General features: G+C 59.1%; 11 protein-coding genes and 1 pseudogene. 8 read left to right on the plus strand and 4 right to left on the minus strand.

The annotated features are described in order from the left end of the window. Nucleotides 1-6 precede the first annotated feature (6 nt). The gene (locus CSAL_RS03740; RefSeq protein ID WP_011506032.1) at nucleotides 7-456 is read right to left on the minus strand and encodes a tripartite tricarboxylate transporter TctB family protein; all 450 of its coding nucleotides are present in this window, start codon (nucleotides 454-456) and stop codon (nucleotides 7-9) included. Further along, entirely contained in the window at nucleotides 453-1,442 is a 990-nt protein-coding gene (locus tag CSAL_RS03745) for a Bug family tripartite tricarboxylate transporter substrate binding protein (RefSeq protein ID WP_011506033.1), read from the minus strand. Before CSAL_RS03745 ends, CSAL_RS03740 begins: the two co-directional genes overlap by 4 nt. Before the next feature lie 149 nt (nucleotides 1,443-1,591). On the opposite strand from CSAL_RS03745, the gene CSAL_RS03750 reads away from it, so the two are divergent. The 6 genes from CSAL_RS03750 to CSAL_RS17105 all read left to right on the plus strand — a co-directional run bounded on the left by CSAL_RS03750 (nucleotide 1,592) and on the right by CSAL_RS17105 (nucleotide 9,991). After that, nucleotides 1,592-2,260, plus strand: a complete 669-nt coding sequence (locus CSAL_RS03750; protein WP_011506034.1) for a response regulator — start codon at nucleotides 1,592-1,594, stop codon at nucleotides 2,258-2,260. Then, nucleotides 2,257-3,660: a sensor histidine kinase gene (locus CSAL_RS03755; RefSeq protein WP_011506035.1), complete on the plus strand. Its 1,404-nt coding sequence runs from the start codon at nucleotides 2,257-2,259 to the stop codon at nucleotides 3,658-3,660. The genes CSAL_RS03750 and CSAL_RS03755 overlap by 4 nt, the downstream gene beginning before the upstream one ends. Further along, nucleotides 3,660-4,751 carry an ABC transporter substrate-binding protein gene (locus CSAL_RS03760; protein WP_011506036.1) on the plus strand — a complete coding sequence of 364 codons (1,092 nt, stop codon included), beginning with the start codon at nucleotides 3,660-3,662 and terminating at the stop codon, nucleotides 4,749-4,751. The genes CSAL_RS03755 and CSAL_RS03760 overlap by 1 nt, the downstream gene beginning before the upstream one ends. 72 nt (nucleotides 4,752-4,823) lie before the next feature. Next, on the plus strand, nucleotides 4,824-6,293 hold the full coding sequence (guaB, locus tag CSAL_RS03765) for an IMP dehydrogenase (RefSeq protein ID WP_011506037.1): 1,470 nt from the start codon (nucleotides 4,824-4,826) through the stop codon (nucleotides 6,291-6,293). Between the two features lie 95 nt (nucleotides 6,294-6,388). Continuing rightward, a complete protein-coding gene (guaA, locus tag CSAL_RS03770) occupies nucleotides 6,389-7,966 on the plus strand; it encodes a glutamine-hydrolyzing GMP synthase (protein ID WP_011506038.1) in 1,578 nt (525 codons plus the stop codon). A gap of 195 nt (nucleotides 7,967-8,161) precedes the next feature. Next, on the plus strand, nucleotides 8,162-9,991 hold the full coding sequence (locus CSAL_RS17105; protein WP_011506039.1) for an anti-phage dCTP deaminase: 1,830 nt from the start codon (nucleotides 8,162-8,164) through the stop codon (nucleotides 9,989-9,991). A 449-nt stretch (nucleotides 9,992-10,440) separates the two neighbouring features. On the opposite strand, the gene CSAL_RS17370 is transcribed toward CSAL_RS17105, so the two are convergent. Then, on the minus strand, nucleotides 10,441-11,127 hold the full coding sequence (locus tag CSAL_RS17370) for a hypothetical protein (protein ID WP_011506040.1): 687 nt from the start codon (nucleotides 11,125-11,127) through the stop codon (nucleotides 10,441-10,443). 397 nt (nucleotides 11,128-11,524) lie between these two features. Between CSAL_RS17370 and CSAL_RS03780 the strand changes: the two are divergent. After that, a pseudogene (locus CSAL_RS03780) lies at nucleotides 11,525-11,836 on the plus strand (JAB domain-containing protein). 83 nt (nucleotides 11,837-11,919) lie between these two features. Here the strand turns inward: CSAL_RS03780 and CSAL_RS03785 are convergent. Further along, on the minus strand, nucleotides 11,920-12,729 hold the full coding sequence (locus tag CSAL_RS03785) for a hypothetical protein (protein WP_043557941.1): 810 nt from the start codon (nucleotides 12,727-12,729) through the stop codon (nucleotides 11,920-11,922). Between the two features lie 894 nt (nucleotides 12,730-13,623). On the opposite strand from CSAL_RS03785, the gene CSAL_RS17885 reads away from it, so the two are divergent. Beyond that, on the plus strand, nucleotides 13,624-14,220 hold the full coding sequence (locus tag CSAL_RS17885; RefSeq protein ID WP_441293545.1) for a TraB/TrbI/VirB10 family type IV secretion system protein: 597 nt from the start codon (nucleotides 13,624-13,626) through the stop codon (nucleotides 14,218-14,220). Nucleotides 14,221-14,251 lie beyond the last annotated feature (31 nt).

Here is a 14,251-nt window from a genome sequence, read left to right on the forward strand (position 1 = left end):
GCTCCGTTATAGCAAGGGCTCGATCCAGTAACCGCTGGGCAGCGAGATCCCCAATGCATGCGCAAAAAGGTAATAGCTGACGACGGCCATGAGCCCGCCGGTCAGCAGTGCCTTGCCCCATGGCGCGCCGAACATGCGCGCCAGGCTGGTGACGGCCAGCAGCGAGGTGATGATGAAGCCGAGCTTGGTGAACAGCAGGGCATAGACCAGGAGCGTGGCCAGCACCAGCAGCAACTTCACGCCGAGCTGGCGGCCGGGCCATGCCTCGTTGGTGCCGGGTTTCACGATCAACACGCTGGCCAGCGCCGCCAGCAGAATGGCAAGACCGAGCGGAAAGGCGCGGGGGCCCACGGGGTCGTAGCTGAAGGGCACTTCCAGTTGCATGGCCTGGACGGCGACGAACGCCGCCAGACCGATCAGGACGATGCCCAACAACCGGTCGGCGGCGAGTTTCATTGCTTCAGACCTACTTCTTTGGCCAGGGATTCGAACTGGTCGACCTGCTCCAGCACGTAGTCATTGAACTCGTAGCCGAAGCGCGACATCGGGAAGAGACCGCGGGCTTCGCGCAGCTCGGCGAATTCCTTGGACCGGGCGAGCTGAGACATGCGCTCCACCCACTTCTGGTAGGCCTCGTCGCTGACGTTGGGCCCCATGTAGTAGCCGCGCCAGATGGGCCATTGCACGTCATAGCCTTGCTCCGCCGCGGTGGGGATGTCGGCGTAAGGGCCGCCCATGCGCTCTTCGGACAGCGCGGCGAGCACGCGGATCTTGCCGCTTTCCAGCTGCGACTTGAGCTCGGAGAGATCGCCCGTGAAGACCTGGATGTGGTCGCCCAGCAGCGCCGCCAGGGCTTCGCCGCCACCCTCGAAGGAGACGTACTTGAGCTTGCGCGGCGAGAGATCGGCGGCCTTGGCGGTGAGCGCGGCCTTCATCCAGTCCTGGCTGCCCACGGTGCCGCCCGCCCCGAAGGCGATATCGCCCGGGTTGGCCTTGAGGTCTTCCATCAGCTCGTCGAGCGACTGCCAGGGGGCGTCGGCGTTGACCACGATGGCACCGTAGTCGACGCCCAGGGCGCCCAGCCAGCGCACGTCATCGGCGTCGTACTGGCCGAACTTGCCCAGCGCCAGGTTCACGGCCGCGCCGGTGCTGGCGGCGACGATGAGGTTGGGGTCGCTGTCGCGCACGCCGTTGACGTGGTTGTAGGCCACCGCACCGATACCGCCCGGCATGTAGCTTACGGCCATGGGCTTGTCGATCATGCCGGTCTTTTCCAGGCCGTTGGCGGCCAGGCGGCAGGTGAGGTCGTAGCCGCCGCCCGGCTTGGCGGGGGCGATGCACTCGGTAGCCTCGGACTGTGCCTGGACGTTGCCGGCGGCCAGCAGGCCACCCGCCAGCGCCAGCATGCCGGCGTACGTGGAAAGCCCTTTGTTGATCTTCATGGCGAACTCCTGTTCTCTTGTTTTGCGCTGCTTTGGAATAATGCCGATGGTGGCTGATGTCATCGCCATGGATGACGGGTATCGATGCTAGGGAGGTAACCTTTCATCAACCTGTCATCGTACGTTCGCCCACATGAGACATTGGTCGTATGCGCCTGCTCGTCATCGAAGATGATCCCCTGATTGCGCGCTCGCTGGAGCAAGCGCTCACCCCGCTGGGCAACACCGTCGACGTGTTCACGCACCACGCGCAGGCGCGCGAGGCCCTGCAGAGCGGGCAGTTCGATCTGGTGCTGCTCGACCTGGGGCTGCCCGACGGCAACGGCCTGACGCTGCTGGCGGAACTGCGCCAGCGCGGCGATACCACGCCGGTGCTGATCCTGACGGCCCGCGACGGCATCGACGCGCGCGTGGAAGGGTTGGATCTCGGCGCCGACGACTACCTGGCCAAGCCGTTCTCGCTCGCCGAGCTGGAAGCCCGGGTGCGTGCCTTGCTGCGCCGCAGCCAGAAGCGCGCCGACAACCGCCTGACGTTCGGGCCGCTGGCCTTCGACGCCGCCTCGGGCGTCGCCACGCTGAACGAGACGGTGCTCGACCTGCCGCGCCGTGAGCTGCGCCTGCTGGAGAGCCTGCTGCTGCATGCCGGCAGCATCACGCCGCGCGAGACCCTGGAGAATCGCCTCTTCGGGTTCGGCGATGTCGGCTCCAACGCGTTGGAGGTGTACATCAGCCGCTTGCGCAAACGGCTCGACGGCAGCGGGCTGCGCATTCGCACCTTTCGCGGCATGGGGTATCGGCTCGAGGAAGCCGCTTCGTGATCCAGGTGGAAGGCTCACTGAAGGCCCGCCTGGCCGTCTGGCTGGTCGTGACCGTCAGCGCGCTCGGCGTGCTGCTGCTGGTCGAGGCCTATTTCAGTTCGCAACGCGCAGCCGAGCGCGCCTATGACAGCCAGCTCGAAGCCGCCGCCCTGACCATCGCCGAGGCCGTGCAGTGGGAGGCGGGGCAGCCGGTGGTGGAGATTCCCTCGGCGGCGCTGCAGATCCTGGCGACGCGCCATCAGGAGCGGGTGTTCTACGCCGTGCTGGACGCCGACGGCCAGGCGATCTCGGGCAACCTGAACATGGCGATTCCCTCCGAGTGGCAACGCCAGGCGGCACTGCAGCCGACATGGTTCAGCGAGACGCATCGCGGCACGCCCTGGCGGCTCCACGGGCGGGAGCTCGACTCCGCCGGCTGGGAAACCCAGGACCCGGTGCAGATCTGGGTCGGCCACACGATGTCGGGGCGCGACGCCCTGGCCGAGGCGCTCTTCGAACAGGCGGTCACGCGCTTCGTGATCATGGTGCTGGTGGCGGGCATCCTGATGCTGCTGGCGATGCGCGTGGCGCTCGCGCCGATGCGTCGCCTGCGCCACCAGTTGCGCCAGCGTGATGCCGACGACATGCGCCCGCTGGACACCCGGGTGCCGGAGGAAATGCGTGAAATGGCGGAAACCCTGGATTCGCTCTTCACCCGGCAGCGCGAGAGCCGGGACGCCTTGCTGCGCTTTACCGCCGATGCCAGTCATCAGCTCAAGACGCCGCTCGCCGGCCTGCAGGCCACCAGTGAACTGGCCCTGCAAAGCGAGCACCCCGAGACCTGGCGGCAGGCCCTGGCCGACGTGCACGACAGTGCCGGACGTACCAGCCGCCTGGCCGGCCAGCTGTTGAGCCTGGCACGCCTGCGCCATGCCGAGGAGGAGGGCGCGGCCACGCGGCTCGACGCGATCGCGCTGCTGCGCGAGACCGCCTTCGACTGGGCGCAGCGCGACGCGGCGCAAGGGCATGACATCGGCCTGGCCGCCTTGCCCGAGTCGCCGCAGTACATCTGCGGCGAGGCCTGGGCCCTGCGCGAGCTGCTCGGCAACCTGATCGACAACGCCCTGCGTTATACACCGCCGGGCAGCGTGATTACCCTGGGCGCGGTGCGTCACGCGCAGACGCTGGAATGGTATATCGAAGACGACGGCCCCGGTGTCTCGGCGGAGGTGATGGCGCGCCTGCATCGCCCCTTCGAGCGTGGCGGCCGGCAGGACACCGAGGGCTCCGGCCTGGGGCTGGCCATCGTGGACTCGATCGTGCGTCGCCACGCGGCGCGGATGCAGGTCGAGTCGGCGGAGAAGGGCGGGCTGAGGGTCCGCCTGTTGTTTCCTTGTCTCACCCGACACGAGGAGGGGTGATGTCGATTCGTCGTGTGGCGTTCGCCTGGCTGCTGGGGGCCCTGGCGCCGAGCCTCGCCTGGGCCGACACCCCGCTCATCGTCGAGGCTGCGCTCGACAGGGAGGTCGCGGCGCCTCTGCTGGATGCCTTCGAGGCCGCCTATCCGCACATCCAGCTGACCTTCCGCGACCGCTCGACGCTCGAGGTCGACGCCCGAATCGCCGACACGAACGATCCGCCGGATGTCGTCATCAGCTCCGCCATGCCCTGGCAGATGGCGCGCGTCAACGAGGGCTACGCGCGGCGTCTCGACTCCCCGGCGGCGCGGGAGTGGCCGGCGTGGGCCAAGTGGCGCAACGAGGTCTTCGGCTTCACCTTCGAGCCCATCGTCATGGCCTATCGGCTGGATCTGGCGCGACACATGCTGCCGCCGACGACCCACGCCGACCTGCACACGCTGCTCACCCAGCAACGCGGAACGCTGCGCGACAAGGTGACGACCTATTCGCCCGTGCGCAGCGGCATCGGCTATACGCTGTTCCAGCAGGATGCCCGCTACACCACCCGGTTCTGGGACCTGGTGGCCGCAATGGGGGCGGCCGACGCCAATCTCGAGGCCAACACCCGCTCCATGCTCGAGGGGCTCAGCGAAGGGCGCTACTGGCTGGGCTACAACCTGCTCGGCTCCTACGCCATGCACTGGGCGCAATCGCATCCCGAGGTCTTCGTGCAGGTGCCGCAGGACTATTCGCTGGTGATGATGCGCATGGCGTTCATCCACCGCGACGCCCCGCACCCCGCGGCGGCCCGGGCGTTTCTCGACTTCCTGCTGGGCCGCGAAGGGCAACGTGTCATCGCCGGCGAGACGCCGCTGTTCAGCGTGCGCTCGGATGTGGTGGGCCCCTACACCGCCCAGCGGCTGCGCGACCAGGTCGGGGAGCGCCTGTACCCCATCCCGCTGAATACCTCGCTGCTCGCCTTCGTCGACCCCTCACGGCGCGCGGCGTTCATGGATCGCTGGCAGCGGGAATTCCGTCGCCTGACGCACCCCGCACCGGCCCCGAGCGCGGCCGCCACCGAACCGCGCATTGACAAACGCGCGCAACGTTGAGAGGACGGGGATAGGGGTTTATAATGGCGGATTAATCTTCCCCGCACCCGCTTTCCCCACAGGTGTCGCAACATGCTACGTATAGCGCAAGAAGCTCTTACGTTCGATGATGTATTACTCGTCCCCGGCTATTCCGACGTCCTGCCCAAAGACGTCAGCCTGAAATCCCGCCTGACTCGCGACCTTCACCTCAACATCCCGCTGCTTTCCTCCGCGATGGATACCGTGACCGAAGCCCGCCTGGCGATTGCCATGGCCCAGGAAGGCGGCATCGGGATCATTCACAAGAGCATGACCATCGCCGCGCAGGCGGCGGAAGTGCGCAAGGTGAAGAAGCACGAGAGCGTGATCGTCAAGGATCCGGTGACCGTCAGCCCCAAGGCGAAGCTGGCCGATCTGCTCGAGATGGCCGACGAGTACGGCTATTCCGGGTTTCCGGTGGTCGAGGGCGACACCCTGATGGGCATCGTCACCGGGCGCGACATGCGCTTCCGCCCCGACAAGGGCGACAGCGTCGCGGAAATCATGACGCCGCGCGAGAAGCTGGTCACCGTGCCCGAAGGCACCTCGCTGGACATCATCAAGTCCAAGCTGCAGGAACACCGCATCGAGAAGATCCTGGTGGTCGACGATCAGTTCCGCCTGCGTGGCCTGGTGACCGTGCGTGACATCGAGAAGGCGCGCACCTACCCGCACGCCGCCAAGGACGGCGACGGCCGCCTGCTGGCCGGCGCCGCCGTGGGCACCGGGCCGGAAACACCGGATCGCATCGCCGCGCTGGCCGAGGCCGGGGTGGACGTGATCGTGGTCGACACCGCGCATGGCCATTCCCAGGGCGTCATCGAGCGCGTGCGCTGGGTCAAGGAGCATTATCCGCAGGTGCAGGTGATCGGCGGCAACATCGCCACCGCCGCCGCCGCCAAGGCGCTGGCCGAGGCTGGCGCGGACGGCGTCAAGGTCGGCATCGGCCCCGGCTCCATCTGCACCACGCGCATCGTCGCCGGGGTGGGTGTGCCGCAGATCTCCGCCATCTCCGACGTGGCCGACGCGCTCAAGCCGTACGACATCCCGCTCGTCGCCGATGGCGGCATCCGCTTCTCCGGCGACCTGGCCAAGGCCATCGCCGCCGGCGCCAGCACGGTGATGATCGGCGGGCTGCTGGCCGGCACCGAGGAAGCGCCGGGCGAGATCGAGCTCTACCAGGGCCGGACCTACAAGGCCTATCGCGGCATGGGCTCCATGGGCGCCATGTCCCAGAGCCAGGGCTCCTCCGACCGCTACTTCCAGGACAAGAATGCCGGGGTCGAGAAGCTGGTACCGGAAGGCATCGAAGGCCGCGTGCCCTACAAGGGCCAGATGAGCGCCATCGTCCATCAGCTGATGGGCGGCCTGCGTGCCTCCATGGGCTACACCGGCTGCCACGATATCGACGAGATGCGCACCAAGCCGGAGTTCGTGAAGATCACCGGCGCGGGCTTCGCCGAATCCCACGTGCATGACGTGCAGATCACGAAAGAGGCCCCCAACTACCGGGCGGGCTAACTCAAGCTTGATGCCGGAAGCTTGAAGCTGGAAGTGGCCATGCCGCTTCCAGCTTTCGCATTTTCGGCCCTTGTTGCTTCTCAAAGGAACGCCAGATGACCGACATTCACGCCCACAAGATCCTGATTCTCGACTTCGGCTCCCAGTACACCCAGCTCATCGCGCGCCGCGTGCGCGAGATCGGCGTCTACTCCGAAGTGCGCGCCTTCGACATCAGCGAGGAAGAGATCCGCGAGTACCGGCCCAACGGCATCATCCTCGCCGGCGGGCCGGAATCCGTCACCGAGCTGGCCTCGCCGCGCGCTCCGCAGTGCGTGTTCGAGATGGGCCTGCCGGTGCTGGGGATCTGCTACGGCATGCAGACCATGGCCGAGCAGCTGGGCGGCAAGGTCGAGGGCTCGCAGAAACAGGAATTCGGCTATGCGCAGGTGCGCATCGACGCCGACAACGCCCTGCTCAAGGACATCAAGGACCATGTCGACCATGACACCGGACGCGCGCTGCTCGACGTCTGGATGAGCCATGGCGACAAGGTCGCCCAGGTGCCGGAGACCTTCACCGTCACCGCCTCCACCCCGAGCTGCCCGATCGCCGCCATGGCGTGGGAAGACAAGCAGTTCTACGGCGTGCAGTTCCACCCCGAGGTGACCCACACCCAGCAGGGCCAGCGCATTCTCGAGCACTTCGTGCTGGGGATCTGCCAGGCCGAGCGCCTGTGGACCCCGGCCCAGATCATCGACGACCTCTGCGTGCGCGTGCGCGAGCAGGTCGGCGACCGCCACGTGCTGCTCGGCCTCTCCGGCGGGGTGGATTCCTCCGTGGTCGCCGCGCTGCTGCACAAGGCCATCGGCGATCAGCTCACCTGCGTGTTCGTCGACAACGGCCTGCTGCGCAAGAACGAAGGCGACCAGGTGATGGAAACCTTCGCCAGCCACATGGGCGTGCGGGTGCTGCGTGTCGACGCCGAGGACGAGTTCCTCACCAAGCTGGAAGGCGAAAACGACCCCGAAGCCAAGCGCAAGATCATCGGCAACACCTTCATCGACGTCTTCGACCGTGAAGCTGCCAAGATCGAGGGCGTGGACTTCCTCGCCCAGGGCACCATCTACCCGGACGTGATCGAATCCGCCGCCAGCAAGACCGGCAAGGCGCATGTCATCAAGTCGCACCACAACGTCGGCGGCCTGCCCGAGACCATGAAGCTCAAGCTGGTCGAACCGCTGCGCGAGCTGTTCAAGGACGAAGTGCGCAAGCTCGGTCTCGAACTCGGCCTGCCGTACGACATGGTCTACCGCCACCCGTTCCCCGGGCCGGGCCTCGGCGTGCGTATTCTCGGCGAAGTGAAGAAAGAGTACGCCGACATCCTGCGTGAAGCCGACGCCATCTTCATCGAGGAACTGCACAACGCCGACTGGTACCACAAGACCAGCCAGGCCTTCGCCGTCTTCCTCCCGGTGAAATCCGTCGGCGTCGTCGGCGACGGCCGCCGCTACGAATGGGTCATCGCCCTGCGCGCCGTCGAAACCATCGACTTCATGACTGCAAGATGGGCGCACCTGCCGTATGAGCTGCTGGAGAAGGTCTCCAACCGCATCATCAACGAGATCAGTGGCGTCTCCCGCGTGACGTACGACGTCAGCAGCAAGCCGCCCGCGACGATTGAGTGGGAGTGATCGCTGGGGAGGGGTGTTGATAGACGCCTAGCTCGGCCGTATCGCCGGTCTCATACGAAAGCCTGCCATTACTGGCAGGCTTTTTTGTTGCACAACGTTACAAGCTAAGGCTAAATTTGATTAAGCCGTTGAGGCCGTGGCCGATAGAAGCGTATGAGGAAAAAAATTTATAAAATCTCTTTTTAAAGGTGAGGTATGAAAAATAGCAATGCGTTGGCCAATCTTTTTTTAGAAAGAAGTAAGTTTCTGTTGATAGGGTTGACGGGAAGAACTGGGTCTGGGTGTACAACTGCAGCGAATATTTTGAGAGAAAAAAATCCTATATTCCCTGAGATTTCTGACCTGAGGTATAAGGGAGAGTCTTTTTATGCGGGGCTGGATGCAAGAAGGTATGATATTGTAAAAAAATATGCTGCGGAAAACTGGAGGCCTTTTTTCTATATTAAAGTCAGTGACTTGATATCTGCTTACTTGATGACATTGACGTTGACGGACCTGTCGAAATTTATTGTCGAGTCATCTACGCACGATGATTTGCGTATATCGGGTGTAAAGAAAAGAATAAGAAATGGAGTTTATAATGATGCCTCAATGAGGCGTCTTCGTATGAAGTTGCCAAGAATATTGTGTGAGAAAAGCTATGAGGTGACCAGAAAGTCAGAGGTTCTTAGAGTTCTAGCTGGGGTGAAAAAATTTACAGAAATTTTCAAGCAGGAGTTGGATGAAATTCAAGCAGGGCTGTATGTAGAAACATATCAAGCTGCTGGAAATTCAATACGAAAAGTTGGTGCGGTTTCTTCAGAATTCAAGTGCAGACCTTTTGATCCAGATAAGGTTTTTGAACTTCCTAAAGCGATTAATAAATTCATAAAATCCGTCAGGGCTGTTTACGAGGAGTCGTTTATTGTAATTGATGCCATACGGAACCCATATGAGGCGAGGTTTTTTAAAGATAGATACTCTGCTTTTTACTTGGTGTCTATTAATGCGCCTGATGAAGATCGGGAGGATTATCTGAGCAGTATTAGGAAGTTTAATAAAGACCAGATAAAAAAGATTGACGATATTGAGTCTGGGAAGTATCCGGTAGAAAATGATGACTTTGTTTCTCAAAATGTAAAGAAATGCATAGAAATTTCAGACATACATCTTTTTAACCCGCGGAATGAGAGAGATAATAATAATATCCTTAAGTCCCAGTTAGCGTGGTATGTGGCGCTTATGGTGCATCCTGGATTGATTTCTCCTAGTTCGATGGAAAGGGTTATGCAGATTGCTTATACAGCAAAGACTAATTCTGGATGTATATCGAGACAAGTTGGTGCAGTAGTCACTGATAGTGATTCGTCAATAAAAGCGGTAGGTTGGAATGATGTGCCTCATGGACAAGTGCCTTGCGCTTTACGTAGTGTCGAAGGGGTGATTCGGAGTTTTGATGATGAAGTTTATAGTGAATATGAAAGGAATAATAAAGAGTTTAGGGAAAAGATTATTGAGGTGTCCGGATGGTATGAAGGGGCAGATTTAAAGGGTAGGAATTTATCATACTGTTTCAAAGATGTTAAGAATAGTGTTGACGGAAAAGGTAATCAAGTCCATACGAGGTCATTGCATGCTGAGGAAAATGCTTTTCTTCAGATTTCAAAATATGGAGGCATGAGCGTACAAGGTGGATCATTATTTACTACTGCTAGTCCATGCGAGTTGTGCGCAAAAAAAGCATTTCAATTAGGTGTTGAAAGAATAGTTTATATAGACCCATACCCAGGGATAACAAAAGTACATGTTTTGGCTAATGGGTCATTAAAGCCAAAATTGGTGCAGTTCAGAGGGGCGGTGGGTAGAGGTTACTTTCAATTATACGAACAAACTTTACCATACAAGGATGAGCTGGAGTATTTTGAAAATGGTGGCAAGCAAGAGTCTGGTAGGAAAAAGGATATAATGTCAAGTATTGAGACTCTAGAAAAAGAGGGCTTGATTAATAGCGAAGAGGTTGCGTCTTTTATGGAGAAGATTGGCTGAGTTTTTTCATGCGGGCATATCTGTGGCTCTTCGCAAGTTAGCATGAAATTGTAGGGTTCATTGAGGGCATTCAGGATAGAGAAACGGCGGTAAATCCAAATAAGCTGATGTTCGAATGCTTCAGTCTAGGGATACTGCCGTTTGTAATGCTCCGCTGATTTCTACGCACCCTGCACTGTTAATATGGGGAGTGCTCAGGGTGCCACGTAGTCCAGAGACGAATGTGGGGACTCTTCGCTGTATTACCGGATTCAGCGATTGATCACGCCCTAGTGTGGCCCAACAACTCAAAGCGACGGAGCCAGATGCACTTTTCCTTCAAGGAGCGGAAGAGGCACCCCACGAGGTCGTTCTATTCCGGCGTTGACACGGTGGGCGTTACGACGTCGGCATCCCAAGGCATTCTCCATTGCTCGGCTACTGACATCGCCAACTTAAGTAACCCTGCACTAATTTCGCTTCGAAAAGGCATGTTCTTCTTCATGCCATGTCAAAAAACACTCTAATTCCTGTTCAGTATGTCGCTGTCCGGGGAATACGCTCTTCCATAGCAAATAAAAATACAAGCTAACCATGAAAGCAACCAAAATGATTAGAGTCCAGCCGGATTTTATTAAATGCTCTTGGGTGCTCATGGCTACTGATAAGCCTGCTACTATAGAAACAGCGGCGCCAGCTAAAAAATCTAGTTTTGGGCGGCGACTTTCTTGAAGTTTTGACTCTGCAGCCAAAATTCTCCGAACCCTATTTATTGTATTTGAATCTATGCCTGCGCTTTGCAAATGGTGCCTAAATATTAGATATCGCCGAAATCGATGGTTAATCCCGAAATGGCGATCTAGCTGTCCATATGTATTCCTAATAGGGTGACGATCAATTATTCGAAAGCGGAAGATAAAAATCCCCATGCTTCCGAAAGCTAGCGAAAATATAAAAATCCAGCTGTTGTTCAGCCATATGCAAATAGTGCCTAATGCTAAAAATATTGCTGAAAGTCCTATGAAATACCAGCGGTCTTGTTGTTTAGAGGCAGTCCAGGCCGCATAGACCACCTTCCAGCTGGAAGCTTTCTTGAAGGCATTCATCACAACCACCGCAGGCTCTAGTGTATTGCGTAATGATTCGTCAGACAGCATGGCTATCGTGAATCTCCAAAAAAGTAATTAAATTAAAATAGAAAATCAATGGTTAAAGCATAGCTCCACCATGTATTCCTATCTACCATTATCCGGGCGGTCACTAAAGACGGTGAACCGTGCTGGTATATCTGCATGCTGCCCTCGGGCTTGCGTGCCTGCGCTGCTTGCGGCCGTGGCCGTCCATGATCCTGTGTCAGCTTGCGCTGCGCCGTGCTGATTACGATTTCGGGCAATTTCGCCCAAGTAATCGGAGCACGATCATGGCGCAACTGTCTTTTCCTCGTTCGGTTCCTCTCTGCCGGTACGTGACGCGCAGGGGCGCTACCTGCCGGCGTCGGTGGGCCAGGTTCTTGACGCCGCGCGCTAGGTCATAGATCAGAAAATACAGCGGGGTATGTTTTTCACCTCACCGGCACTCGTCAAAGAGTACCTATGTGCCAAGCTGGCTGGCTTTGAGCATGAGGTCTTTACGTTCCTGTTACTCTGTTCGCAGCATCGCCTTATCGATTACAGCGAGATGTTTCGGGGTACCATCGACAGTGTTTCGGTGTATCCGCGAGAAGTGGTCTAGGAAGCCCTGCGGCTCAATGCAGCAGCGGTGATCTTCTCGCACAACCATCCTAGTGGGAATCCCGAGCCGAGCCGCGCTGATGAAGCTATCACCATGCGGCTCAAGGAGGCGCTAGCACTGGTGGCACGTCATTGACGCCGGTAGCGACTCCACGTCCTTTGCAGAGCGTGGCCTGATCTGATCCTGGGGTTTGCCCCTTTTTTACTGCGCCAATTTTGCTACAGGGTTCTGCTGCGTTCGCGCTGACGAAAGCGCTTGATATAGGCATCATCAATCAAATCATCGGGGTCAAGATCCATTGCACAGTTGCCTAGCGAGGCGAGTGTCCGATCGGTGAGCCTGAAGTTTCTTGGTAGCCGACCATAATTTTCGGCGCTGTTCTCCTCAATAGCGGCGAACAGCGCCTTTATAAAATCCGCCTTTGACGAACGCGTTGCTTCTGTAGCGGCTTCGGTCAAAGGGTTGGTTGCGGTCAATTCGGCGTTCTCTGCATCTGACGCCAGTACCTGAACGCACTCGCTCAACGAAGGCCAGTATTTGAGGTCGAACTGTCCTCGCAGGACATCCAGGTGCTCTTGTACATATGACCTGAATAGATGGTTGTGCTGGGACGCCTTCTCGATTACGTCGCAAACGTGATAAAGGGTGTCACTGCTAAAGCCGGAAGTGTTATGAAGCTCAGAACGTCGCCCCAGAAGTTCCGCCAATTCAGCGACCTTTTTCGAAATTTGGCGATTGGTATTCGCCAAATCGTCTCGTGCGGCTCGTGCTTCCTTGATCTTATCTGGACTCCAAAGCGATGCTGCACTCAGAACCAAGCCAAGAAAAACGGTGAGAGCCGGGGGATGCCGGTGAAGCTTGGCGTGCAACTCTTCATAGACGTCCTTCATCTCGGGCCCACGATTTAGTAGCCGATTTGCAATAGCACTTTCGCTCGGCAGGATACGGTGCTCACGGTTGTATCTAATTTCCTCCCGCAGGCAATCTTCGCAAATGAGTTGTGGATTCACTATTTTCACTGAACTCATGATTGATCCTCAAGACTGTAGTGCTTCACAGCCTATTGGATTAAAGCGAATCTGTCGGTACCTGAATACGCTCTATCAAATGGGTTTTTAGGTACCTGCCTGCTAATGACTCGCTGGGCGTCCGGTCATCCCCATGGTTGGTCGCGTTGCGGATCAATCCTCGCTGCACGAGTCTCGCCCCCTTCGGGCCATGTCCTCGGCTTCGCCTGCGGGCCGCCGGTCGGATCACATGGTGCGCATCGAACGCTCCGACGGCGTGGCATGGAGGGACTGAGCATGAATCAGGACGAGACGGCCGATCAGGTCACGCCGCAAGCGGATAAGGTCGTCCCCGAGACCGTGACACTGCGTGCCCAGCCGCGCCCTGTGACGCGGCTGAATCGTCGCACCTTGGCGATCCTTACGGCGGCTTGGCGATCGTGCTCGGTGCCACGATTTGGTCGCTGCAGCCGCCTCAGCGGGGTCGGGATGATCAGACCGAGAACATGTGTCGGGCTCCGACGAGCTGGCGCAACTTCCTTCCGACTATTCCGAACTGCCGCCTGATTCACCGCCTGAGGTGCCAGAGTTGGGGCCGCCGTGGCCAGCTACTCGGCGCCTGGTCATGGCCCTGCCGATGCGCTACGCAAGGAGGAAGAGGCCGCGGCGGCTTCGTCACTGTTCTTCCAAACTGGCAACCTAGGCCAAGCCACCACGACAGCCGCAGTATCGCCGTCTTCGCCTGCTGCGACAGACATGGGCAACGCCTTGGCGGCCTTTGATCCGCTGGCCGCCGGGCCGGCCTCGACGTAGGCCCAGTCCACGGATCCCACCGCCGTACAGAATCGGCAGGACCAGAAAGAAGCGTTTCTGCAATCCGGAACCACGGAAACCCGCAATAACGGAGATCTGCAATTGCCCGATTCGCCGTATCAGGTCATGGCCGGGACGGTCATCGCGGCTGTCTTGGTGACGGGCATCAAGTCGGATCTGCCGGGCGATGTAATCGCCACGGTCACGGAGCCGGTCTACGACACGGCTACCGGCCAGCACCTGTTGGTCCCGCAAGGCTCACGTATCCTAGGACGCTACAACAGTAAGGTGAGCTATGAGCAGAGTCGGGTTCAAGTCGTCTGGAACCGCATCATTCTGCCGGATACCTCCTCGCTGACGCTCTACGGCCTAGCTGGTACTGACCCGGCAGGCTATGTTGGTCTGGAGGATGGCGTCGATTGGAACTGGGATCGTGTTTTTGCCGGTGCCGTGCTGACAACGCTGCTGGGTGTCGGCGCTGAACTGGCCGCACCGGAAAACCGGCAGGACGGCGACCGCGTCATCATCGCCGGTCGTGACAGCGTGCAAGACAGCATCAATCAGGTTGGTCAGGAAATGACTCGACGCAACCTGAACATCCAACCTACCTTGACGGAGCGGCCCGGCTTGCCGGTACGCATCATCGTCAACCGCGATCTGGTTCTCCGTCCTTACCAGCCACTGTTCTTCGGGCAGTGAACGTCACGATGACTACGACCCGAAAGCTACG

It is taken from the genome of Chromohalobacter israelensis DSM 3043, from assembly GCF_000055785.1.
GTDB classification, from domain to species: domain Bacteria; phylum Pseudomonadota; class Gammaproteobacteria; order Pseudomonadales; family Halomonadaceae; genus Chromohalobacter; species Chromohalobacter israelensis.